This is a genomic window from Bacteroides sp. OM05-12 (genome assembly GCF_003438995.1).
In the GTDB taxonomy this organism is placed as follows: Bacteria; Bacteroidota; Bacteroidia; order Bacteroidales; family Bacteroidaceae; genus Bacteroides.
Genome location: NZ_QSUN01000024.1, coordinates 1 through 25,560 on the forward strand (window position 1 = coordinate 1; position 25,560 = coordinate 25,560).

Genomic DNA, 25,560 nt, shown 5'->3' on the forward strand with positions numbered 1-25,560 from the left:
AAGAAAACGGAGCAGTGCGGGTAGGGAAGAGTATGCTCATTCAATCGTTGTAGGTAGTGAGTATAGATATTCTTTTCTTTGTATACTCTCAGAGCAATAATTACCTATAAGTTTCATCCTTCAGTTTGCTAATTCTGCATTGATACTGAATGAGTTATCCTGAACGATGGAATCCTTCAACCGATATACTCATCATTCATTATCGGCTGAACCTTTTTTCTAAAGAAGGTTCAGGATAACACGCTGATAGTCAAACTTAAATTCGTAAACTGAAAGATTGAAGGTTATTTGAGGATAATTTGTTTTTTATACGGTATTTCACCTATAAACACCTTGATGTTTTTAAAAAACATCAGGTTGATTGAAAAAAACATCAGGACGTTTGCAGACAAACATACGGTCGATTGAAAACAAACATACAGTCCTTTGTTCGCAAACTCCTATCGTTTGCAGACAAAGGACCGTATGTTGAAAATGGTTTACCGCTGTCCCGATAATTATCAGGTGAATCAGGAGTATTTATCCTTTAAGAGATTCGTTTGATAATGGAGATAAACTCTTCGTTGGTCATGCCGAAATCTTTCTCGCGGAAGTTTACATAATCCTCCAGATAGTCGCTGGTGATGTCTGCCATGATGTCTTTTCCCGGCAATCCCAACTCTTCGAGCATGAAACGGATCATTCCCTGATAGGCATGGACTGTTCTTATCTTTTGCTCCCATGCAGCGGGTTTTGCCTCTTGGAGCAGATGCTCGTTTTTTGCAATCAGATAGACTGTTGCGTAGAATTTATCTGTGTTTCCGTAGATGGAGTTTATCTTTTCTTTTGCCTCGGCAGGCAGTCCTTTCAAGGTTTTTAAAACTTTACTCATTTGTCCGGTATGGTAAATTGCAGTTTCATAATCTTTTGTTCGTAAATCTCCCTGAAACCGATGTTCTGTTCGGATAGATATTCTTTTAAGTCACCGAATGCACTTGCGTCATTCATGATTATCTCCATCTTTTCTCCGCTTTCGGCAGTGAGAATCGCTTTCATTGCCGGTATCAGGGGGCTGTATGGCAACGGGACACAGGTATCTATCGTTTTCATGATTTCAGGGGTTCTAATGTTTGGTGAAACAGAAACGGGTTATATTTTCCCGACGGGTTTATGACTCCTCGTCCTCCTCTTCACTGTTGTCCTTTACCCATTTGATATATAGCAGGATGAGTTGCGTCAGCCCGAATGCTTTCATGTTATTGTGATAAATAACATCTATACACAGGTCGAGGAGATCTTTACAGTCGGCTTCTTGCGAAGCAATCAGCGAACGGATATTGAGCTTTAGCTTATCCAACACCGCTTCGTCAATGATACCGGTGCTGTCAATGAGTTGCTGAAATAAAGCATATTTGCGGATGGTTTCCAAGTTTTCTTCGGAAACGTCTATACTTCTCGTGCCGGAGGCATTTGTTTGTATCGTATACATGTCTTCTTATTTATTGATTTGTACCTACAAATATAAACTTAAATAAGGAATAACAAGCATTTATTCGAAGAATTTTAGTATCCCGGCCATAACTTGTGCACGTTCTTGCTCGGAAGTGATGCTTTCGAAAGGAAATCCCAAGACAAAGGTTTTGTAGTTTCCTTTGTAGGCTGTCCCTGCACTTTGACTCCCGTCTGTATAAACAAAGGATGAAAAAGCGGGAGCAACCGGCAATATACGTTCCGGAGCGGGTACGGCATAACTTTCTTCATTCAATGTTCGGGGAATGCTGAATGTTCTGCCTGCGCCGTAAATCTCGCCGGACAGTGAATTGGCCTGTGTTCCTCCGAAATCATACTTTAATACATCATGCGTGAAAACCTGCTCTGCCGGTGAATGAGTCATGTCGCTTCCTATATAAGACCCGCTTACCAAGATGTTTCCTCCTGCCTGGCAATAGAGGTTGATAAGCTGCTGCATGACAGGGGTGAAAGTCTTATAGTCGGTATTACCGGGATTATACTCCGGTGCGGATTCTTTTTCCAGACCGAGAATGAAATCGACCACCGGATAATCATTGAGTTTTACACGTCCGCTTTCTACGGCTTCGTCACTGCAAGAAACGAATGAATACTTTCCTGACGCCTGTATGGCCTTCCCGTGTATAAAAGGATAGTCGAATGTGTTGCCTGCTATTTTCTTTCCTTCGAGTTCTCGGCCGCTATATCCCAGACCGTCTTTTGTCTCTTTGCCGATGTTGCGACGATTGAATCCGGTTTGTGCTCCGCAAAGTGAGATGTCATATATATAAGGTACACCCGGCTCTTTGTTCAGGTCGAATCCCAGTGAATCGGGAGTTTCTATGGTTGTAGGTGCGCTTATCCTGTCGAATCCGTTCACGATGAGCACCGTCCCTTTACTTTTGGGAGCAATATATGCCGACAGTATCTCGGACGGAAAACTTTCACCTCCTTTATTGATGGCTGTAATCTTGAAACTATATACGAGTCCGGGTTCTATTTTCATGGTATGAGTGGGGGAGCCTACTTTGATTCCGTTATCAAAACCTCCATATCCAATCCGGGTATATACGATGTATTCCTGCGGTTTGGCAGTTGGTTCCAAAGGGTCGTCTGTTCCTTTCCAACTCAGTTGGATGGTATTTTTCTTCTTTCCGAATTGAATGGCGAAATGGCTGACGGGTAATGGTTGTACAACATAGTCTGAACCATGTTGGGAAGTCACGAAACGGAGGATGGACTTGTAGATGGAACGGCCGACCGTGAAACGGAAGTTCGGGTCGAGTCCTAAACGCATATCGGCAAAGTTCTGGTGCGAAAGTAATTCTATTATTGTTGAAGGAACTGCCGGAAGGCGTGTTTCACTGTAATTCTTGTCCCACATACTACGCCGTGACCAGTCTACGGCAAAGTTAGAGCGTATATCCCGCGTTAATCCGGTCAGAAGAATATCCGATAAATCACGTGAGGCGTAGCGTGAAATGCCCGAACCGAGTTTTCCTTCATTAAACTCACTTGTATAGATACCCAGACTTCCTACCGTTTTGTTGTCTTTGGTGTATCCGGCATCACTGTGCAAAGCGAGATTCATCTCAAACGGTATGCCCAGCCCTTTCTCATAAGGGTTGTAAACAGAGCCTCCCGATAGGAAGTTTATCATCCTTGAACGAGTATTGATATCGTCTGTATAATCATTTGCACCCTGCTTCTCTCCGTATAGGAAATAAGGCATACCCGCCCATTGTGCCCAATAGCGCGCTCCTTCCAGATAGCGTGGCAATCCGCTCGTTACGGCCATGTCCGGAGTTTCTCCCCGTGCGATGTTGCCCATGCCGCCGCCAAAACGTACGGCATCTGCGCATACCACTCCTTTCCGGTTGCTTTCATTGCTCAGTATGACCATTCCGTAGTCATTGCTTCCCTTATCGAAAGAAAAAGTTCCGAGATAAACCCATGTGCCGCCTCCTATGGTTTGGTTTACTTTGAATTCTGTTGTTCCTCCCTTGTGGAAGACGGTATATTTAGCATCGGTAATACTGTTGGGAAGTGTGCGGTAGGAAACATAGACAGCATAATCCCCGCTTTCCGGGATGTAGGGTATCCATTCTGCAAATGCTTTGGATTTTTTCTTTTCGGTAGGCGCATAGCGTACTGTGCCATCGGAAAACGGGTTTTCATTATCAAGATAAATCTGCTTCTTTTGTGCAAACCCTTTCACGTCCGCCGTATTCCATTTCGCTTTCCTGCTTTTCCCTTCAATATAAATAGAGGAAGAACGGGGATTGTCATTGTCTACAATGACTTCATGGCGCTGTGTATCGCGTTCTCTGGGTGTGAATACCACAGCTCCGGCATTTTCCAGCATCGGTATAATATAAGGTATAATGTAAGATTGCGTGTACAGGTCTTCTGTTGTTGTGTATAGGCGGGGACGTTGCCATACCCATTTATCTTTATCATTCTTATAATATTTTCCATGACTTTGCCAAAGTGAGATGTGTCGTCCGTCTAATCCTTGCGGAATGTTATAAGGGCGAGAGGTGTTTTGCACCCATGCATCCCCTTTATAATCAGCATTGGCTAACCGTGAATTGTCTTTCTTTTTATTCCGGTAGATGTTGGGAATCAGTTCTTCAATAGGTTGTCCGTTTACATAGACGGTTATGTCGTAGTAATTGACCGGACCGGGTAGCATTTGGGATAACTGGCGGTAAATACCTTCTACCGTTTCCGGGAGAAACGGCTGATAGGCAAAGCTCTCACTTGCCATGACAGACAGTTTCCGCTTATTGTGATCCAGATTGATCTCTTTCAAACTGCACTTCCCGATAGTAGCATTGGTTGTAGCGTATTGTGAAAAGAAGTCATTAAGACGTTTTTCCACATTCTGCTCTATATCCTGTGCAAATATATTTGAAGTCAGGATTGACAGCAGCAAAAAGAGAATATAAAACTTTTTCATTGAATAGAACTGTTTATGCCAACAAAGGTTTTATTCCGTATAGAGTTCTTTTAGCTTTTCGGAATCGACGTTTAAATTCCGATGCAGGAATTGCTCCATACCTCCGAATTCCTTGTCGATCACCTGAAGAGCAGCTTCCAGATATTCCGGACGAACAGTAGTGAGCGGTTCCAGTGCCGGTTGCATACGTATCAAGAAGTCATATTTGCCTTTAATGTATTCGGCAGACAGGAGATAGTCTTGCATCACTGTTTCCTTATCCACTCCTAAAGCGGAAAGTAATAAAGCAGCGGCTATTCCTGTGCGGTCTTTTCCGGCGGAACAGTGGAAAAGAAGTGGGGCAGCCTGCCGGTTTATCAGGATTTCGAAGAATCTCTTGTATTCGTTCTGGAATTTGCGTATGATTGTTCGGTACGCCTCTTCCATCATCTTAGGAATGAGTGTGACATCTGTTATTTTAATGTCATTCATGTCACCGGCATCAACCGGTAACCATACATATTCTTTCAGACTTTCCATCCGTTTATCCGGAGCGGCTTCTTTCTCTTGAAAACTCCTGAAATCAATATCGGTTATTACCGGGATGTCTTTTAAATAATTCAGATCTTGCAGCGTCAGTTCGTTCAAATCTCCCGAACGCAGTAGCTTTTTCCACTTGACTTGTTTACCGTCTTTTGTAGGGTATCCACCCAAATCGCGTACATTATAAGCTCCTTCAATAGGGAGCAATCGTGTATATTTATCTTTATTCATACTTATAAAATCATTTAGGCAAAGGTACTATTATTCATTAAGATATGAACACAAAAAAGGTGAATAGAGTTTAATCCGGCAAAGATGTTTGCAGGAGGCTTTAATCAATGATGCCGAAATGTTTCAATGCATTTGCGATACCGTCTTCATCCACGGATGTGGTTACATAATCTGCCTTTTGTTTTACTTCCTCCTTGGCGTTACCCATTGCAACTCCGAGTCCGGCATGTTGCAGCATTGAAATGTCATTACCACCGTCACCGAAAGCCATTGTCTCATTCAGAGAGATCCCGAAATATTCTATGATTTTATCTATTCCAATGCTTTTGTTGCTGCCTGCGGGTACTACGTCGGCGAAAGATGGATGCCAACTTGTTGCCTCACAGTGAGGAAGGGCAGTCATGGCATGTTCCTTTTGTTCTTCTGTAAAAAATGCAATCAGTTGGAATATGTCTTCTTTAAGTGCATCCTGTATCGGAGCTATGGCAGGAACGGGAAAATTCAACAGGTTAAATAAAGATTCAGTCGTTTCGTTTTGGTAATTCATGAAAAGATCATGTTCGCGTACAAATACACAAGGGAAATCGGTATCTTCTTCCAGAAAGCGAATCAGACTTTTTATATCCTCTTTTGGGATAGGGTGTTTGTAAATGGCCTTGTCTTTTCCGGCATAACAGTAACCTCCGTTCAGTGTGACGTATCCGTCGAACTCCAGCGTTTCCAGATTATCTATTGCGGACAGATGGCGTCCTGTAGCGATAAAGACTTTGACTTCTTTCTTTCTTAATTCTTTGATGGCATGAGCTGTTGATTCCGGTACTCTGTGTGTATTAAAGCTGACTAATGTTCCGTCTATATCGAAAAAAATTGCTTTTATCATATCGTTTTTGTTTTTATGACGGCAAAGATAGGGCTTTATCAGGGAAAGAAAAATGATATAAATCATGAAATGCGAAAGCCGGTTCCCTTTTCAAGAAACCGGCTTCCTTTAATGAGGGTGTCAAACGTTAAAGCATCCAAGTTTCCCCGCTTGAGCGGGGATTAAGGGGTGTGTGATCTTTCTTTGATTATTAAACTGTTAGAAAATTCACACACCCCCTACCCCCGCTCAAGCGGGGGAATTGAGATGGTTTTGACATATTCTATAATGGAACGTATTCTACAAATGCTTCCATCGCTTCGTAAGAAGCAAGTCCAAGACTATCATATAATGCAGCAGTGCCACGGTTACGGTCTTCGGAACGTTGCCAGAACAAACGTTCGTCGTTTCCAAGGAAAGGTGCGCTTTCCATCTGTGACTGATGTTTTAGGATAGAATTACGTTTGGCACGAAGTTCTTCAGGACTGATAGGTACGGCCATTTCGATGTTTTCGATTTCCCATTCCGCCCATGCACCACGATACATCCATATACGACAATCCTTCAACCATTTAGCTCCCTCTTCCTTTTCAAGGTCGATTGCTGCGAACACGGCATCCGTACAAACACGGTGAGTTCCATGCGGGTCGGCAAGGTCACCGGCAACAAATATCTGATGAGGCTTGACCTCTCTCAATAAGTTGCGCACGATTTCAACATCCGCTTCACTGATAGGATTCTTCTGAATCTTTCCTGTCTCATAGAAAGGCAAATCCAAAAAATGAACACGGTTTAAAGGGATGTTGTTGTAGGTACATGCGGTACGCGCTTCGCCGCGACGAATCAAACCTTTGATCGTCAGTATGTCCTGAGTATCCATATCACCGTCTTTTTTCTCTTTCAGATATTTACGGATTTCAGCATACTTTTCATTAATGACACCGTTTTGTCCACCGTCGAATATTTGATTGAATCCGTTGATGAAATGCAGGAAGCGTACCACTTCTTCATCACCTACGGCAATATTGCCCGAAGTTTCATAAGCGACGTGTACTTCGTGTTTCTGCTCTACCAGACGACGGATTGTGCCTCCCATTGAGATAACGTCATCATCCGGATGTGGGGAGAATACGACAATACGCTTCGGATATGGTTTTGCACGTTCCGGACGATATGTGTCGTCTGCGTTGGGTTTACCACCCGGCCATCCGGTAATAGTGTGTTGTAAATCATTGAATATCTTAATGTTTACATTATATGCAGAACCATACAATGCCAATAATTCACTTAAACCGTTTTCGTTATAATCTTTATTTGTGAGTTTTAAAATCGGTTTTCCGGTCAATCCGCATAACCATACAATGGCACTGCGTATCAGTTTGTCGTTCCATTCACAAGAAGTTACCAGCCAAGGTCTTTGGATACGGGTTAAGTGAGCGGCAGCAGATAAATCAAGTGCAATATGCGTATTGCTATGAGTTTGCAGGAAGGAAGCCGGTATGGCATCTGTAATCTGACCTTCTACGGCTTGTTTAATCATGTCCGCTTTTTCTTCACCCCAGGCCATTAGGTAGATTTTCTTGGCAGAAAGAATTGTTCCGATACCCATTGTTATGGAACTGATAGGTACGTTTTCTGTTCCGCCGAAAGTCTTTGCAGCTTCATTGCGTGAAGTATTGTCCAACAATATAAGACGGGTTCTGGAATTGATTTGAGATCCCGGCTCATTCAGTGCAATATTACCTACACGACCGATACCGAGAAGCATGATGTTGATTCCACCGAAGCTCTCTATACGCTGTTCGTACAGACGGCAATATTCAAAAATTGTATCCTGAGTGATTGTACCGTCCGGAGTAAATACATTCTGTTTGTCTATATCGATGTGATCCAAGAACATTTCCTGTAATGCTTTGAAATTGCTATATGAGGCATTCGCATTAAGAGGATAATATTCATAAGCATTGAATACCACAACATTGCGGAAACTCAATCCTTCTTCCTTGTGCATACGGATTAATTCATTGAATACATTGAGGGGAGAGTTACCTCCGGCGAGTGCTATAACGCAGAAACGTCCTGCACGCTGCTTTTCACGGATTACCTGGGCTATTTCGTTGGCAATATGGCGTGCACCTTCTTCTACTGATTCATAAATATCAGTCGGAATCTTTTCCAGCCTTGTCAAAACTGAACGCTCAAAAGCATTTTCCGGTTTGTAATACTTTGGAGATACCCTGTTGAGGGTTATCTGCGAACTAAGATTGGTTTTCATAAGTTTGTTCTTATAAGATTAGATTATCTTTTAAATTTTTACTCCACAAAAATACCTCTTTTGAGAAAGATCAATGTTCAAATTTGTCCACGTTTGTTATAAAATTAGCCAAAATCAGCTATATTTAGGATAAAATGAAGCTATCTGCATCCTTCCAGACCGGGAATTTATCTCGAAAACTCTGCAAGGATTCGATATCTATTTCTACAGTCTGGATGTTTTCTTCCCCTTCTTTAAAGCTGGTCAGGCATCCGCCTTTGGCATCCAATAACATGGATTTTCCGGGATAATCTAAATTGTTACCATCTTTACCGATCCGGTTCACTCCGCAAACATAACTTTGGTTTTCCATTGCACGAGCATAGAGCAGTGTTTCCCAGACTTTGATACGCGGTGTCGGCCAGCTTGCTACTATTAACAATAAATCGTAAGAATTGTTTGTATTGCGGAGCCAGACCGGAAAGCGCAAATCATAACACACATTCAGGCAAATGTTCCATTCTTTATAATTAAAGATACATTTTTGCTCTCCCGCACTAAAATGTAGAGGCTCTTCTCCCATACGAAACAAGTGGTGTTTATCATAATAAAATGATTCACCGGAAGGGGCAAGGAAGAATGCCCGATTATAATAAGTATTATTGTCAGAGGATATATAGCTCCCGGTAATAGCGAAGTTATATTCTTTAGCCCATTTCTTTAGAGTGGTAATGGTTGGCCCATCGACCGGTTCGGCCAAAATCCGGCTGTTCATGCTGAATCCCGTAGAAAACATTTCCGGGAGTACGACAATGTCTGTCGTATTCCGGAGCGTTTCTAACTTTTCATTTAATAGTTTTAAGTTTTCCTCCTTATTTTCCCAAATGATATTTGTTTGAATAAGACTGATACGCATGATATTAAATCTCTCCTGTCTGAAAGTTCTCGGGATGCTTTCCTGTGAACTGTTTAAAATAAGTTTTTATTTCTTTTATATCTTCCTTATAGTCTCCGCTTGGGATGATTACTTTTCCTGCGGTTATAGTCTTTGTCTTATAGTCTATGCCAATAAGAACAATGGGAATCTGAGCTTTTAAAGCGATATAATAAAATCCTCTTTTCCAGTTTGGATTTGGAGAACGCGTTCCTTCGGGAGTAATGGCAAGATGAAAGGTTTTACGTTTTTTTATTTCATTGGTTACAGCCTCTACTGTCGAAGTATTCTTGTCCCGGTTGACGGGTATCCCGCCCATTGCTTTTAATAAATAACCAAAAGGGAAAAAGAACCACTCTTTTTTCATCATAAAACCGGTTTCCCGTCCAATAGCTGCATAGAAAAGTTTACCTATAATAAAATCCCAATTACTGGTATGGGGAGCAGCACAAATGATATACTTGTCATAGTCGGGTACGTTTACCACTGCTTTCCATCCCAGTAATTTATGATAGATAAAACTGCAAATTGCTTTTTTCATGTAATAATGTGTAAGTTCAACTTAGTTCAGCTTTGCAATTTCATCAATGATTGCGTTTACCTGATTATTAAAATCTACACGGAGTTTCTTGTAAAAACCTTTTGTGTTCCCCGGTTCCGTGTGGCTTATGCGGCTTATAAACTCATCTTGCATGATAAGGATTTTGCCCATTAATTCATCAGCTTTTGTTTTATCTGTTCCGGGAACGTATAGGCAGTTTACTAAACATTCTGTAAATAACTCTCCTGCAATATAATTAACTGTTTTTTTGAGCTGTCTTCTGTTTGCCATAATCGTAAAATTTAAATTAATAACTATTTAATTCTCGGTAAAGATAAAAAGTTTATTTAAGTATATGGCTATTTTAAGGGAAATTATTGTATTGAATAAATAATTGATACTTTTGCACCTCGATAAATTTCGGGTATGATTATGGTTGTCTATAATGATATTATCAGGAATGGTTTTCATACCGTTGTTGTAGAATATTTCTACAAGTTGCGATACATTTCCACATTATATTTGTTATACAACAATGATGTAGTGTATTGATTATTAGTATACAAATAAATATTAACGGATTTTGGTACATGCTTTGTAAATCAATAGAGAGTATATGGTTAATTTAAATAATTTATTATACATATGAGAAAGTTCTTTTCAAATAGAGACATGCGACAGTACAGAAATAGATTGACTATTACCATTGTGAGCATAGCTCTTATCATTGGTCTTTATTATATTATCAACCGTCCGCGTAAACCTGCGCCGGATTTGCCGACTGTTGTTGTTGAACCCGTTGAACGTGACGACGTGGAGATTTACGGGGAGTATGTAGGTCGTATTCGTGCCCAGCAATTTGTGGAAGTGCGTGCGCGTGTGGAAGGCTATCTGGAAAATATGCTTTTTGAAGAAGGTACTTATGTTAATAAGAATCAGGTACTTTTTGTGATTAATCAGGATTTATATCGTGCCAAAGCCGATAAAGTTCGCGCCCAGTTGAAGAAAGATGAAGCACAGGCATTGAAGGCTAAGAGAGATTTGGAGCGCATCCGGCCGCTTTATGAACAAAATGCTGCCAGCCAGCTTGATTTGGATAACGCTATTGCCGCTTATGAAAGCTCTACGGCGGCAGTTGCCATGAGTGAGGCTGACTTGGCGCAGGCCGAGTTGGAATTAGGATATACAATCGTACGTTCACCCCTGTCCGGGCATATCAGTGAACGTAATGTCGATTTAGGTACGTTGGTAGGTCCCGGCGGGAAGTCTTTGTTGGCGACGATCGTTAAAAGTGATACCGTGCTGGTCGATTTCAGCATGACGGCATTGGATTATTTGAAAAGTAAAGAACGTAATATCAATCTCGGTCAGCGTGACTCTACCCGTTCCTGGCAACCGAATATTTCTATTACACTTGCTGATAATACGGTGTATCCGTTCAAAGGTTATGTGGATTTTGCAGAACCTCAGGTAGATCCACAGACAGGAACATTCTCTGTACGTGCCGAAATGCCTAATCCGAAACATGTATTATTGCCGGGGCAGTTTACGAAGGTAAAACTGTTGCTGGATGTACGTGAAGATGCAACGGTAGTTCCTCAAAAAGCGGTAACCATTGAAAAGGGTGGAGCTTATATTTATGTAGTAAGGAGAGATACTACCGTGGAAAGGCGTTTTATAGAATTAGGACCTGAATTTGAGAATAAATTGGTCGTAGAGCGTGGATTGGAGGCAGGAGAAGATGTAGTGGTAGAGGGTATTCATAAGTTAGCTCCCGGTATGAAAGTTAGAATCGTGCAGGAGATGGCAGCTACCGAGAATGAGAAAAAGAAATAGTGTATGAAAGTTAGTTTTTTTATAGATAGACCGGTTTTTTCGGCGGTTATTTCCATTGTAATTGTTATTGTAGGTATCATCGGATTGACAATGCTGCCTATTGACCAATATCCGCAGATTACTCCGCCTGTAGTAAAGATAAGTGCGTCATATCCGGGTGCAAGTGCGTTGACTGTTTCACAAGCGGTGGCTACACCTATCGAACAGGAGTTGAACGGTACGCCCGGTATGCTTTATATGGAGTCGAGCAGTTCTAACTCCGGAGGTTTTTCGGCTACTGTTACTTTTGATATTTCGGCAGATGCCGACCTTGCGGCTGTGGAAATACAGAATCGTGTGAAGTTGGCAGAATCCCGTTTACCTGCAGAAGTGATACAAAATGGAATTTCGGTAGAGAAACAGTCGGCCAGTCAGTTGATGACGCTTTGTTTAACGTCTAATGATCCGAAGTTTGACGAAATCTATTTGAGTAATTTTGCAACGATAAATGTGCTTGATGTGATTCGTCGTATTCCCGGAGTGGGGCGCGTCTCCAACATCGGTAGCCGTTACTATGCCATGCAGATTTGGGTACAACCTGATAAACTGGCGAATTTCGGTTTGACTGTTCAGGATATACAGAATGCACTGAAAGATCAGAACCGTGAATCGGCTGCGGGTGTGTTGGGACAGCAACCGGTGAAAGGTTTGGATATAACCATTCCTATTATAACGCAAGGACGTCTCTCCACCGTCGGACAGTTTGAAGAGATTGTGATAAGGGCTAATAAAGACGGTTCTATTATCCGTTTGCGTGATGTTGCCCGTATTTCTCTGGAAGCATCTTCTTATAATACGGAGAGTGGCATTAACGGGGAGAATGCTGCGGTCTTGGGTATTTTTATGCTTCCCGGTGCAAATGCGATAGAGGTAGCACAACGTGTGAAAGATGCAATGAAAGAGATAAGCAAGAATTTCCCCGACGGGTTGAGCTATGAGATTCCGTTTGATATGACTACCTATATTTCCGAGTCTATCCATGAAGTTTATAAAACTTTGTTCGAGGCTCTGTTTCTGGTCGTATTGGTCGTATTTCTTTCCTTGCAAAGTTGGCGTGCAACATTGATTCCTATTGTTGCCGTACCTATTTCATTGATCGGAACGTTCGGCTTTATGTTGATTTTCGGTTTCTCTTTGAATATTCTCACATTATTGGGATTGATTCTTGCCATTGGTATCGTGGTAGATGATGCCATTGTTGTGGTAGAGAATGTGGAACGTATTATGGAAGAAGAAAAATTGGGGGCTTATGAGGCGACAAAGAAAGCGATGAACGGATTGGCAAGTGCATTGATTGCCACTTCTTTGGTCTTGGCTGCCGTATTTGTTCCTGTTAGTTTTTTAGGAGGTATTACAGGGCAGCTTTATCGCCAGTTTACTGTTACTATCGTAGTGTCTGTGCTCATATCCACGGTGGTTGCATTAACTTTAAGTCCTGTTATGTGTTCGTTGATATTAAAACCTTCTGACGGGAAAAGGAAGAATATCGTTTTTCGTAAAATAAATGAATGGTTAAGTATCGGAAACAATAAATATGTAGCTGCTATTCGTAAGATAGTAAAGCATCCCCGTAGAATATTGAGCGGCTTTGGGCTCATGTTGATTCTTATTCTGTTAGTCAACCGCTTGATACCGACAAGTTTCATGCCGATAGAAGATCAGGGATATTTCAAGGTAGAGTTGGAATTGCCTGAAGGGGCTACTTTGGAACGCAGTCGTATTGTGACGGAGAGAGCCATTGCTTATCTGATGGAGAATCCGATGGTGGAATATGTGCAGAATGTGACCGGTAGTAGTCCCCGGGTGGGAAGTAATCAGGCACGCAGCGAACTGACTGTTATTTTGAAACCGTGGGAGGAACGTCAGGATGTTTCTTTGGAAGAGATTATGAAGCAGGTGGAAAAAGACTTGAAAGAATATCCGGAATGTAAGGTTTATCTTTCCACTCCTCCGGTCATACCGGGATTGGGTTCTTCCGGCGGGTTTGAAATGCAACTTGAGGCGAGGGGAGATGCTACATTCGATAATTTGGTACAGGCGGTAGATACATTGATGTATTATGCATCTGAACATAAAGAACTGGCAGGACTTTCTTCTTCGTTGCAAGCTGATATACCACAGCTTTATTTTGATGTGGATAGGGATAAGGTAAAACTGCTTGGAGTGCCTTTGGCGGATGTCTTTTCTACGATGAAAGCTTATACCGGTTCGGTTTACGTGAATGATTTTAATATGTTCAATAGAATATATAAGGTGTATATACAGGCAGAAGCCCCTTATCGTGAACATAAAGATAACATTAACCTCTTCTTTGTAAAAGGAGCGGATGGAGCTATGATTCCATTGACTTCTTTGGGAAATGCTTCTTACACCACCGGTCCGGGTAGCATTAAGCGGTTCAATATGTTTACGGCTGCGGTGATTCGAGGTTCTGCGGCACAGGGATATAGTTCTGGACAGGCGATGGAAATCATGGAGAATATTGTTCGTGAGCATCTTCCTGAAAATATAGACTTGGAATGGAGCGGATTGTCTTATCAAGAGAAACAGGCAGGTGGCCGTACCGGTATTGTTATGGCATTGGTGTTCCTTTTTGTATTTCTATTCCTTGCCGCGCAATATGAGAGTTGGATGGTTCCGATTGCAGTGTTGCTTTCTCTGCCCGTAGCCGCTTTTGGCGCTTATCTCGGAATCTGGATATGTGGATTGGAAAATGATATTTATTTTCAGATAGGTTTGGTTATGTTGATGGGATTGGCTGCCAAGAATGCTATCCTGATTGTTGAATTTGCCAAAGAAGAAGTCGATAAAGGGGGAGATTTGGTTCAGTCGGCCGTACATGCGGCTCAACTCCGTTTTCGTCCTATCCTGATGACCTCGCTTGCTTTTGTGCTTGGTATGTTGCCGATGGTAATAGCAAGCGGACCGGGCGCTGCAAGCAGGCAGGCTATTGGTACCGGAGTATTCTTCGGAATGATATTTGCCATCGTGTTCGGTATTATATTGGTTCCGTTCTTTTTTGTATTGATTTACAAGGCAAAAAATAAAGCGAAAGTTAAGCTAAAAAGAAAGTAATATGAAGCAAAGAATAAAGAATTATATAATAACAGGTTTATGTTTGTTGTTCGGATTGCTGGCTGGTTCGTGCAAAATAGGGAAAAGCTATGTGCGGCCTTCTTTGAATCTTCCGGAACAAATAGCCGGACAACAGGATACATTGACATTTGCCGATAAGAAATGGTGGGAAATCTATACGGATGTTACCCTTCAAAACTTAATAATGAAGTCTTTGGAACATAACAAAGATATGTTGATTGCAGCTGCGCGTGTAAAAGAAATGGCAGCCCAGAAACGTATTAAGGTGGCTAACCTTTTGCCGCAGATAAACGGAACTGTCAATGGAGAACGGGAATGGGAAAATCACGGGGGAGATAATGCAAAGAAAAATGATACGTTTGAAGGGCAGTTCCTCTTTTCTTGGGAACTGGATCTTTGGGGTAATCTCCGTTGGGCAAAGGATGCTTCGGTGGCGGAGTATTTGAGTACAGTGGAAGCACAACGTGCTTTGCGTATGACAATCGTATCCGAAGTGGCACAGGCATATTATGAGCTGGTGGCTCTTGATAATGAGTTGTCTATTGTAAAACAGACGCTGGAAGCCCGCAAAGAGGGAGTACATCTTGCCAAGTTACGTTTTGAGGGGGGATTGACTTCTGAAACTTCGTATCAGCAGGCACAAGTCGAGTTGGCACGTACCGCCACGTTGATTCCGGACTTGGAGCGTAAGATATCTCTAAAAGAAAACGATATAGCTTTTTTAGCGGGTGAGTATCCGAATAAGATAAAACGAAGTCTGTTGTTGCAAGAGTTTAATTTTCCGGACTCCCTGCCTGTGGGTATGCCTTCGGAACTGTTGGAACGCAGGCCGGATATTCGTCAGGCAGAACAACTGCTTGTTGCAGCCAATGCCGAAGTAGGAGTGGCGTTTACAAATATGTTTCCCCGTATTTCACTGACAGGAAAATACGGTTTGGAAAGTACCGACCTATCGGATTTCTTAAAGTCACCTTATGGGCTGTTGAATGGTACTTTATTGACGCCTATTTTTGCCATGGGTAAGAACAGGGCTATGCTGAAAGCAAAAAAGGCTGCTTATGAGCAGGAGGTTTATCGTTATGAAAAATCTGTTCTTTCTGCATTTAAGGAAGTGAAGAATGCGATTGTGGATTTCAATAAGATAAAAGAAGTCTATGATGCTAAACTGAGGTTGGAACGTGCAGCTAAAAGTTATGTGGAATTGGCACAGTTGCAGTATATCAACGGGGTGATTAATTATCTCGATGTTCTTGATGCTCAGCGTGGTTACTTTGATGCACAAATTGGTTTGAGCAATGCCATACGTGATGAGTTGATTGCTGTTGTGCAGTTGTATAAAGCCTTAGGGGGAGGATGGCAAATTAATTAGAACAGACTACTATATTTATACATACGGTCGATTGTCTGCAAACGATAGGAGTTTGTAATCAATCGACCGTATGTTTGTTTACAAACGTCCTGATGTTTTTTTTAATCAACCTGATGTTTTTTTAAATCACCAAGGTGTTTTTTAAAATCATCGGGATGTTTTTTTTTATCAATCGGCTTGGGATAAATGCTGCATTTTGCTGACATAAATACCTGTTAAAACAGAATTATTCTAATTCATCCTTCAATCCTTCAGTTTCTGAATACTCTATTTGATTATCAGTGGGTTATCCTGAATCTTTATCGTGGAAAAGATTCAGCCGATAAAACAGATAGTCCCGATATTTTCTGTCGAAGACTATCCCGCTGTGGAATTTCATCTTTCAGCTTTTTCTCGAATCATTCAGCCTAATAAACTAATTATCAGAATGAAGTTAATGAAACTGAAGGATGAAACTCATGGTCGGTAATCGTAAATCAGAACGTTTCAATGCTCAATTCTTGGGCTAATAAGCCTTCTATCTCTTTGCCGAATGTTTTAAAATGCTCTGATGCAGCGTGAATAGCCATCGCTCTTTTATCCTTGTATTCTTCGTAGAAGATGAACATAGTGGGACGTTCCGGACATTGATAGAGTGTGTAACTGATGTTACCTTCTTCTGCTCTGGTAGCTTCAATTAGTTTTTCAGCTTTGGCAATAAACTCTTTTTCCTTTCCTTCAAGCACTTCTGCTCGTGCTACAATCGTTTTCTTTTCCATATTCTTTTATTTTTAATACCTAAATCTCTGCAAAGATACATCGTATATGTCAGGTCTGTTTCACTTTTGGCTTTAAATTTTCATTAAGTTCGAATAAATGCTAACTGCACTTTACAAATAGCTGTCAAATAGGTGATATTAAATTAAAAAGTGTAGTTTTAAACTTGAATCGTTTTCATATATCAGAAAAAAAAACGAAATTTGCGTCCTTAAAATAAAAATTACTAACACCTTTAATATATTTAAGTAAAATGACTAAAAGTGCATTACAAATTGCAAGGGCTGCTTATCAGCCTAAACTTCCTAAAGCGTTGAAAGGTGCTGTTAAGGTGAGCGAAGGCCAACCTACACAGTCTGTTGCTGACCAGGAAGCTATTCAGAAACTTTTCCCGAATACGTATGGTATGCCGTTGATTCAGTTTGTTGAGGCTAATGAACCTGCTAATGTTCCTGCTGTAAACGTTGGCGTTATTCTTTCAGGTGGACAAGCCCCCGGCGGACACAATGTGATCTCCGGTTTGTTTGACGGTATCAAGAGTTTAAATAAAGACAGTAAACTTTATGGATTTATCCTTGGCCCGGGTGGGTTGGTAGACCATAATTATATGGAACTGACTGCTGATATTATTGACGAATACCGTAATACCGGTGGTTTTGATATTATCGGTTCCGGACGTACGAAGTTGGAAACAAAAGAACAGTTTGAGAAGGGGTATGAAATCTTGAAAGAATTGGGTATTTCTGCTCTTGTTATTATCGGTGGTGACGATTCTAATACGAATGCTTGTGTGTTGGCTGAATATTATGCAGCTAAGAAATATGGCGTTCAGGTGATCGGTTGCCCTAAAACCATCGACGGTGACTTGAAAAATGATATGATTGAAACTTCTTTCGGTTTTGATACCGCTTGTAAAGTTTACTCAGAGGTAATCGGTAATATCCAACGTGACTGTAATTCTGCCCGTAAATACTGGCACTTCATTAAGTTGATGGGACGTTCTGCTTCTCACATCGCTTTGGAGTGCGCTTTGCAGGTTCAGCCTAACATCTGTATTATTTCAGAAGAAGTTGAGGCTAAAGATATGTCATTGGATGATGTAGTGACATATATAGCACAGGTTGTTGCCGATCGTGCTGCTCAGGGGAATAATTTCGGTACGGTGTTAATTCCTGAAGGATTGGTAGAGTTCATTCCTGCCATGAAGAGATTGATTGCGGAATTGAATGATTTCCTTGCTAACAATGCAGAAGAGTTTTCTCATATTAAGAAGTCTCACCAACGTGACTATATCATTTCTAAACTCTCTAAGGAGAATGCGGCTATTTATGCAAGTCTTCCTGAAGGTGTTGCCCGTCAGTTGTCACTTGACCGTGACCCGCACGGAAATGTACAGGTTTCATTAATTGAAACAGAAAAGTTGCTTTCCGAAATGGTAGGTACTAAACTAGCTCAGTGGAAAGAAGAAGGCAAGTATGTAGGTAAGTTTGCTGCCCAACACCATTTCTTTGGTTATGAAGGACGTTGTGCTGCTCCATCTAATTACGATGCAGACTATTGCTACTCTTTAGGTTATACAGCATCAGCTTTGATTGCTAACGGAAAAACCGGCTATATGTCTTCTGTACGTAATACGACTGCTCCTGCTGATAAATGGATTGCCGGTGGTGTGCCTATTACAATGATGATGAATATGGAACGTCGTCATGGTGAAATGAAACCGGTTATTCAGAAAGCTTTAGTAAAGTTGGATGGAAAACCATTCTTAAAGTTCGCTTCCATGCGTGAGGAATGGGCTAAAACAACGGATTATGTATATCCGGGACCTATCCAGTATTTTGGACCTACGGAAGTTTGCGACCAGCCTACCAAGACATTGCAGTTGGAACAAAGCAAGTAATTTTGTATAAATATTGAGTGATAAGTTATAAGTGGTGAGCCGTGCTTATTGCTGAGGCTTATCACTTATTTTATTTATTAATCTTAGCGTTTCTAAATGAAAGAATCACCGATTCTCGTTGTTAATAAACCCCGGAAGAAACGTCCGGCTGCTTCGAAAAAGAAATCTTCTTCTTCACGGAAAAAGAGTTCGAAAAGAAAAAAGCATACTTCTAAAGAGATGCCGAGATGGTTGTTTTATGTTTTATCTGCTCTAATAATTCTTTTATTTGCCGTCGTTTTTTATTATTTCTTTATAAAGCCTTATGCCTATCGGTGGAAACCTTGTTATGGTTGCCGTGAGTATGGAGTATGTATGCCGTATGGTTACCAGGTGCATGGCATTGACATATCCCATTTTCAAGGAGATATAGACTGGAGTCTGCTGAAAGAAAATCAATCGGAGAATTATCCATTGAAGTTTGTGTTTGTTAAGGCCACTGAGGGAGGCGATTTGAATGATGACACCTTTAATAAAAACTTTGCATCTGCCCGGAAGCATGGTTTTATTCGGGGGGCATACCATTTCTATAATCCGTCTACTCCTGCCTTGAGGCAAGCTGACTTTTTTATAAATACTGTAAAGTTGGATTCCGGTGATTTGCCACCGGTATTGGATATAGAATTAAAAGGTAAGAAAGAGCCTGAAGAACTGAAAAAGGACTTGAAGATATGGCTGGATAAAGTAGAAAGACATTATAAGGTAAAACCAATTTTATATACTTCTTATAAGTTTAAGATGCGCTATCTCAATGATTCTGTTTTCAACTCTTACCCTTATTGGATAGCCCATTATTATGTGGATTCAGTGAGGTATGAGGGCGCGTGGCAATTTTGGCAACACACGGATGTCGGCTCAATTCCCGGTATTCCTAAAAATGTGGATTTGAATATTTTCAACGGTACATTGCAGGAGTTAGTGGGGATGACAATAAAAAGCGGTAGATAATTTGTTGAGATGTCAAAACAAAAAACAGCTATCTTTTTATCATTCTTTGGGCACGAATTACGCTGATTATACGATTGTTTCTTTAACTCTTTCTCGCGCAATCCGTCCCTAAAAGATAGAAAGTTAAGACTTTTGACTCTTAATTTTCGGTTATATTGGGGCTTTATTCCATCACAAACTTTACAGCCGCCCAATTATCTTTTTCTTTATGATATTGGAATTTCAACCGATGCTTAACAGCTTCTTCTTGCAGATAAGGAATGTCTTGTACATAAAATCCGCTCATGTATATTTCAGACCCCGGATGCATTACCTCTGCGTATGCTTTCATGTCTGCTAACAGAATATTGCGATTAATATTTGCTATGATAATGTCAAAAGGTTTACGTCCTTTCAATAAGTCAGCATTTCCTAATTCGACAGTGATGTTATCAACTTCGTTCAGTTTTATGTTGTCTTTGGAATTTTCCACACACCAATCGTCAATATCGATAGCGGTAATAGGAGCTGCCCCCCGCATAGCGGCGAGAATAGCCAAGATTGATGTACCGCATCCCATGTCTAACAGGGATTTACCTTTCAGGTCGGCATCCAAGAGTTCGGAAAGAATCAAACTTGTTGTTTGGTGATGCCCTGTGCCGAATGCCATTTGCGGATTTATAACAATGTCATATTCAGCTTTGGGTACATCTTTGTGAAAAGTGCTGTGAATAACACAGCGATTACCAATAACGATTGGTTGGAAGAAGTTTTTTTCCCACTCTTCGTTCCAATTCTTATCTTCCATTAATTGAACCTCATATTGTATGTTAGCATCCGGTAAAGGGAAGTCTCTTAAAATTTCTTTTAAAGTGTTTTCATCAAGTAGGCTTTGTTGAACATATCCTTTAATTCCATTTTCGTGTTCCACAAAACTTTCAAAACCGATTTCTCCCAATACAGCAGATAGTACGTCATTGACTGTTTCAGTGCAGGGAGTGGTGATAAAAGTAATCTCAAAATATCTCATGTTAATGATAAATGCTTATAGGTTATACTTTCTGCAAAGATACACTATTATTAACCAATAATTTGGTGGACTGCAGAATTTATTGTGAAAGTGAATTCTTAAATATCTTATTAATACATTAAATAGGGAAATCCCTATTGTTATTTGGGGAAATTCTTCCGAACTGGATAAATGCCTTGATTATCTTTGTATCAGGAATAAAAGATTTACTTAATTAAAATATGGAAGTTATGAAAAAGATAGTTCTGTTATCGTTTATGGTTATGTGTCTGCCTTTGGCTGGAATGGCACAGAGCTTTGATGACGATCTTTATTACACTCCGAAAGACAAAGGAACTTCTTCTGAAGACAGAAAGACTGAACGGACTGAAGAGGTCAAAACTACACCGGAGAGAGAAGGGTATGTACCTGCCGGAGCTGCATTTGTAGTAAAAGATCGTAAAGGTAATGTCCGTGATGTGGATGAATATAATCGTCGGTATGATTCGAGTGATAACACATTTACAATGGAGAATGATACTCTGGTGATACAGGAAAAAGATGATGCAGACAGAGGAGAATGGGTAAATGGTTTTGATGGGAGCGAAGACGATTATGAATATGCCATGCGCATTGTTCGTTTTCGTAATCCGCGTTTTGCCATACCTATAAGTAGTCCGCTTTATTGGGATGTTGTATATGGTGTCAATTCTTGGGATTGGAATGTATATGATGATGGATTTTATGCCTATGCTTTCCCTACCTATACTAACCGTTTATGGTGGGATTGGCGTTTTGGATCATTCGGTATAACATGGGGCTTCCCTTATTATTCCGGTTATTGGGGCTGGGGTGGTTACTATCCCGGTTATTGGGGTGGCTATTGGGGACATCATCATGGATGGTATGATCCTTGGTATGGTCATGGACATTGGGGACGTCCTTCTTATTATGACAATCGTCCTTCTTATTATGGAGGTGTGGGAAGTACCAGACCGGGAGGAGCTGTATCAAGCCGTCCGGGAGTGTCTAGTACACGTCCTAGTGGCAGTGTCTCCGGAACAAGGCCATCGAATGGAAGAGTAGTAGGTACACGTCCGTCAACATCTTCCCGTCCTAGTGCTTCTACTCGCCCAAGTAGCAGTTCGGGTTCTATCAGTACTCGTCCCAGCATGAGTGGAAGTCGTGTCGATGGTACTAGTTCTAATCGTTCATCTTCAAGTGGATATACTCGTTCCAGTTCATCACGTCCTAGTTCATCTTCTAGTTATAATCGTTCCAGTAGTACGAGAAGAAGCTCAAGCTATACTCCATCAGAATCGTCAACAAGAAATAGCAGTTATAGCAGAGGGAGTAGCTCTAGCTCAAGCACACGTCCATCTTACAGTGGTTCTTCTAGCAGAAGTTTTTCTTCAGGTAGCAGTGGTGGCTCATCTCGTTCAAGCGGAAGCTATTCTGGAGGTGGAAGCCGTTCCGGTGGTGGAAGTTCACGTTCATCAGGAGGTAGAAGATAGTTTTTCAATTGGTAAAATGTAAAAAAGGAATAGCAATGAAAAATATAAGATTAATGGTAGCTGCCTGTGCTTTAATAATCGTAGGCAATGCAGGAGCTCAGACTATATATGATGTGAATCGTTTTTTAGGAAGTGATTTGAATGGAACTGCTCGCTTTGTGGGTATGGGAGGTGCTATGGGAGCACTTGGAGGAGATATATCAACGATAAGTACAAATCCAGCCGGAATAGGTATTTATCGAAGTAATGATATAATGTTCTCGTTTGGCTTCAATAATTCTGCATCAGAGAGTACTTTTTCAAATAGTGTATTGAATAATAATAAGTTCGTAGGCTCATTTGATAATGCCGGATTTGTTTATTCTAATAAAATAGGGAATAAGACTACTTTAAAGTTTGTCAATTTCGCTTTTAATTACCATAAGAAGAAAAACTTCAATAAAGCAATGCTTATGGGAGGTGATTTGAATGGATTGTCTCAAACTAGCCAATTTGCGACGATGACTAATGGATTACCATTGGAAGACTTTAATTATTTATTAGATAATCCGAATTTTAATGCCTATAATAATAGAGATTGGAATGATGTGGGGTGGCTGTCTATTATGGGGACAAGGGGAAATTTATTATATTATGATCGTTCGGATGAAATTACTGAAAATGGAAGAACAGATTATTATGATTACTATAAAGGTTTGCCGGGCGTGAGAAATAACTACAAGAGTAGAGAATCCGGTGGAATGAATGAATATGATTTTAATATAGCCTTTAATATTGAAGATCAATTCTATTTTGGTGTGACTATTGGTGCTTATGATGTAGACTATTCAAGATTTTCTTCTTATACAGAAACTGTAAGTACGGGAAGCTACACGATATCGAATTGGTATGGTACAAATGGAGCCGGTGTGGATGCTAAGTTTGGTGCTATTGTACGTCCTGTTGCTTCTTTGCCTTTGCGTATTGGCGTAGCTATACATACGCCGACTTGGTTTAATTTAACAGATATTCATTCTGCTCGTTTAGAATCGGATATTACTTATGAAGGACAGCAATATCATGCAGTACAAGATACTTATGATGCAGCAGGTAACAGGGTATTGGATTATCAATTGATAACTCCGTGGAAATATAATTTTAGTTTGGGATATACAATCGGTAAGTCGGTTGCTCTTGGTGCCGAATATGAATATACAGATTATTCGACGGCTAAAATGAAAGATCCTGATGGAGTCGTTTTTGGTACAACAAATGATAGGGTTAAACAATATTTGAAAGGTATTCATACCGTACGTGTTGGTGTTGAAGGAAAGTTATTACCACAATTCTCCGTTCGAGCAGGATATAATTATACAACCGGCTCATTTAAGAATGGAGCGTTTAAACTTCTGCCTTATGATACTACCCGTACAGATACAGAATTTGAGAATATAAAAGGGATAAATAATATTACTGTGGGGCTAGGATATAAAGGGCGTGTCTTCTATGCTGATTTGGCATATCAGTTAACTATGTACAAATCTGATTTTTATCCTTTTAGTAATGAATATATAAGTTATGTCCCAGCTAAGGTTAACAATGATCGTCACCAACTGATGATGACCTTAGGTGTAAGATTTTGATATTTGTATTGAATCAAAAAACAATCAGGATGTTTTTTGAAAACATAAGGATGAATGCAAGAAATCACCTTGATGAATTTTAAATTCATCAAGGTGATTTTTATCTTGTAAAAGTATTCTATAACTTTTCTATAATATTCTTTTGTTCCTCTAAAAACTTGATACGCTGCATTTCTCCACTTTCCGAGATAAGGATGGAATGCCTTTTTAAAGATTGTATCCATTTCTTCTGTAGATTACATATTTGTGGATTCTGTGAATCCATAGAATTTATGGAATATACTCTGAATAAACTAATCTGGAAATTCTCTTTTTCAATATAGCTGTAAGTTGCTTCAAAATTTAGATAGGAGAGATAAATCTCTATTTTATTACCACTACTGAACTCACCTTTTAATGACAGATACTCCATTTCATATAACAATTGAATAAGTTCAGTTTTGAGTAGTCTTACATCTTCTTCTGTGATTAGATTTAATCCTGCAAAATATTTAATTTCTTTAATGAGAGAATGGAAGATATTGTTATCCCAGATAAAACAGGTCTTAACACATTGCTTTACCACCTTACTAAGTTTATTATGTGCAATTATTACTTTTTCTGGGACTTGCATATTTATCAATGAATGAGGCGTTTTTATTTTATCATTTTGGTATATCCATCGGCATAATCGAAATTTTGATAGATTTTCATAAGGGGAATAGATGGTGAAAGGAATAATATTGGCGGCGCTATATATTATGGTACTAGGATCATCTTTTATGAAATCAAATATCTTTAGATATCGATTTAGTATTTCATAGTAACTATTGATAGGATCAGGAGAATATTGTAAGTTGAGATCAAATGTAGCCCGGTTTTCTATATGATTGCCTATAATTTGATCTATGGATATTCCTAATTTGTGGGATATAATTGCAATTTCATCAAAAGTAAATGAGACTTCTCCTCGTAGTCTGCGGTATACAGCCTCTTTTCCCATACATAGGGCGTCAGTAAGAAAGTTCGCAAGAGTTTCTCCTGCAGGAATACGTTCTTTCATTTCATTAATTAATTCAGCTATTATACCATTTTTCATGTGTTTACTTTTTTGATATACATATAATTTGTGAAAATATAGTGGAATGCATTTGTTCTTTACAAATATATAGCATCTTGATAAGAATACGGTATGCTATATCATATATTTCTGGAGTACTTATTTTTAGTTTAGTAATTATTTGTAGTGTGGTCTTATATAGTAATATTGTTTATGTTTTTGATAAATAAATTTATTTCTGATATGTTTTTCTGTTTAACAAAAACAGGAGTAGTGTTATTTCGAAAATTGAAACTATTCTAGGTAGATGTTTTGTCTTTTTTCGGATATCAGCTGATTAATTTTAATAGTTAGGAAAATAGAAAACGTGAAAAAATAGAATACATATTATTAGATATAAATGTGACATATTTAATTTCTATTTTTGTCCCGTTAAGAAAAGCATATGTATTTATGCTATACTTAAAAAATATGTCGTCGTCGTTGTAAAAAGTCTGTTGTCCTGAGTCGTCAGGCACAGGCTTTTTATTGTTTAGAATTTGAAATATTATAGAAAAAGAGGAATCAAATCATTATTAACTCCTCAAAAAACTATAGTAGTATCGATGAATATAAAGAGCTTT

General features: G+C 39.9%; 20 protein-coding genes. 7 read left to right on the forward strand and 13 right to left on the reverse strand.

The features are described from left to right. Positions 1-526: 526 nt before the first annotated feature. From DXB63_RS14620 to DXB63_RS14665, 10 genes are all read right to left on the reverse strand, one after another. Positions 527-871, reverse strand: coding sequence for a hypothetical protein (locus tag DXB63_RS14620; RefSeq protein WP_122127148.1), 345 nt, complete (start codon positions 869-871; stop codon positions 527-529). Beyond that, positions 868-1,089, reverse strand: a complete 222-nt coding sequence (locus DXB63_RS14625) for a sulfurtransferase TusA family protein (RefSeq protein WP_122127149.1) — start codon at positions 1,087-1,089, stop codon at positions 868-870. The genes DXB63_RS14620 and DXB63_RS14625 overlap by 4 nt, the downstream gene beginning before the upstream one ends. 58 nt (positions 1,090-1,147) lie before the next feature. Further along, positions 1,148-1,468: a hypothetical protein gene (locus tag DXB63_RS14630; protein WP_122127150.1), complete on the reverse strand. Its 321-nt coding sequence runs from the start codon at positions 1,466-1,468 to the stop codon at positions 1,148-1,150. A gap of 60 nt (positions 1,469-1,528) precedes the next feature. Then, positions 1,529-4,450 carry a xanthan lyase gene (locus DXB63_RS14635; protein WP_122127151.1) on the reverse strand — a complete coding sequence of 974 codons (2,922 nt, stop codon included), beginning with the start codon at positions 4,448-4,450 and terminating at the stop codon, positions 1,529-1,531. Positions 4,451-4,480: 30 nt separating this feature from the next. Beyond that, positions 4,481-5,203 carry a tyrosine-protein phosphatase gene (locus DXB63_RS14640; protein WP_122127152.1) on the reverse strand — a complete coding sequence of 241 codons (723 nt, stop codon included), beginning with the start codon at positions 5,201-5,203 and terminating at the stop codon, positions 4,481-4,483. A 100-nt stretch (positions 5,204-5,303) separates the two neighbouring features. Beyond that, a complete protein-coding gene (locus DXB63_RS14645) occupies positions 5,304-6,083 on the reverse strand; it encodes a Cof-type HAD-IIB family hydrolase (RefSeq protein ID WP_122127153.1) in 780 nt (259 codons plus the stop codon). A 262-nt stretch (positions 6,084-6,345) separates the two neighbouring features. Beyond that, positions 6,346-8,337 (reverse strand): glucosamine-6-phosphate deaminase, encoded by a 1,992-nt coding sequence (locus DXB63_RS14650; RefSeq protein ID WP_122127154.1) that lies wholly within the window; start codon positions 8,335-8,337, stop codon positions 6,346-6,348. 124 nt (positions 8,338-8,461) lie between these two features. Beyond that, entirely contained in the window at positions 8,462-9,232 is a 771-nt protein-coding gene (locus DXB63_RS14655) for an amidohydrolase (RefSeq protein ID WP_122127155.1), read from the reverse strand. Positions 9,233-9,236: 4 nt separating this feature from the next. Continuing rightward, a complete protein-coding gene (locus tag DXB63_RS14660; RefSeq protein WP_122127156.1) occupies positions 9,237-9,791 on the reverse strand; it encodes a lysophospholipid acyltransferase family protein in 555 nt (184 codons plus the stop codon). A gap of 21 nt (positions 9,792-9,812) precedes the next feature. Next, the gene (locus DXB63_RS14665) at positions 9,813-10,082 is read right to left on the reverse strand and encodes a hypothetical protein (protein ID WP_122127157.1); all 270 of its coding nucleotides are present in this window, start codon (positions 10,080-10,082) and stop codon (positions 9,813-9,815) included. Between the two features lie 381 nt (positions 10,083-10,463). Here DXB63_RS14665 and DXB63_RS14670 point away from each other — a divergent pair, with 381 nt between their 5' ends. Genes DXB63_RS14670 through DXB63_RS14680 form a run of 3 tightly spaced genes read left to right on the forward strand, consistent with a single transcriptional unit; the run spans position 10,464 to position 16,131 of the window. Beyond that, positions 10,464-11,627, forward strand: coding sequence for an efflux RND transporter periplasmic adaptor subunit (locus DXB63_RS14670; protein ID WP_369869634.1), 1,164 nt, complete (start codon positions 10,464-10,466; stop codon positions 11,625-11,627). 3 nt (positions 11,628-11,630) lie between these two features. Then, positions 11,631-14,741: an efflux RND transporter permease subunit gene (locus DXB63_RS14675; protein ID WP_122127159.1), complete on the forward strand. Its 3,111-nt coding sequence runs from the start codon at positions 11,631-11,633 to the stop codon at positions 14,739-14,741. A gap of 1 nt (position 14,742) precedes the next feature. Beyond that, positions 14,743-16,131, forward strand: coding sequence for an efflux transporter outer membrane subunit (locus DXB63_RS14680; protein ID WP_122127160.1), 1,389 nt, complete (start codon positions 14,743-14,745; stop codon positions 16,129-16,131). Positions 16,132-16,607: 476 nt separating this feature from the next. On the opposite strand, the gene DXB63_RS14685 is transcribed toward DXB63_RS14680, so the two are convergent. Beyond that, positions 16,608-16,889 carry a putative quinol monooxygenase gene (locus DXB63_RS14685; protein ID WP_122127161.1) on the reverse strand — a complete coding sequence of 94 codons (282 nt, stop codon included), beginning with the start codon at positions 16,887-16,889 and terminating at the stop codon, positions 16,608-16,610. 251 nt (positions 16,890-17,140) lie between these two features. Between DXB63_RS14685 and DXB63_RS14690 the strand changes: the two genes are divergently transcribed. Together DXB63_RS14690 and DXB63_RS14695 are read left to right on the forward strand one after the other, a co-directional pair. Then, the gene (locus DXB63_RS14690; RefSeq protein ID WP_122127162.1) at positions 17,141-18,787 is read left to right on the forward strand and encodes a diphosphate--fructose-6-phosphate 1-phosphotransferase; all 1,647 of its coding nucleotides are present in this window, start codon (positions 17,141-17,143) and stop codon (positions 18,785-18,787) included. A gap of 96 nt (positions 18,788-18,883) precedes the next feature. Beyond that, complete coding sequence (locus DXB63_RS14695) at positions 18,884-19,774, forward strand: glycoside hydrolase family 25 protein (RefSeq protein WP_122127163.1); 891 nt, start codon at positions 18,884-18,886, stop codon at positions 19,772-19,774. Between the two features lie 163 nt (positions 19,775-19,937). On the opposite strand, the gene prmA is transcribed toward DXB63_RS14695, so the two are convergent. Continuing rightward, a complete protein-coding gene (prmA, locus tag DXB63_RS14700; protein ID WP_122127164.1) occupies positions 19,938-20,783 on the reverse strand; it encodes a 50S ribosomal protein L11 methyltransferase in 846 nt (281 codons plus the stop codon). Positions 20,784-21,013: 230 nt separating this feature from the next. On the opposite strand from prmA, the gene DXB63_RS14705 reads away from it, so the two are divergent. Then, a complete protein-coding gene (locus tag DXB63_RS14705; RefSeq protein ID WP_122127190.1) occupies positions 21,014-22,276 on the forward strand; it encodes a hypothetical protein in 1,263 nt (420 codons plus the stop codon). A 35-nt stretch (positions 22,277-22,311) separates the two neighbouring features. Further along, a complete protein-coding gene (locus tag DXB63_RS14710; RefSeq protein WP_122127165.1) occupies positions 22,312-23,898 on the forward strand; it encodes an OmpP1/FadL family transporter in 1,587 nt (528 codons plus the stop codon). Positions 23,899-24,016: 118 nt separating this feature from the next. On the opposite strand, the gene DXB63_RS14715 is transcribed toward DXB63_RS14710, so the two are convergent. Then, on the reverse strand, positions 24,017-24,976 hold the full coding sequence (locus tag DXB63_RS14715; protein ID WP_122127166.1) for a hypothetical protein: 960 nt from the start codon (positions 24,974-24,976) through the stop codon (positions 24,017-24,019). Positions 24,977-25,560 lie beyond the last annotated feature (584 nt).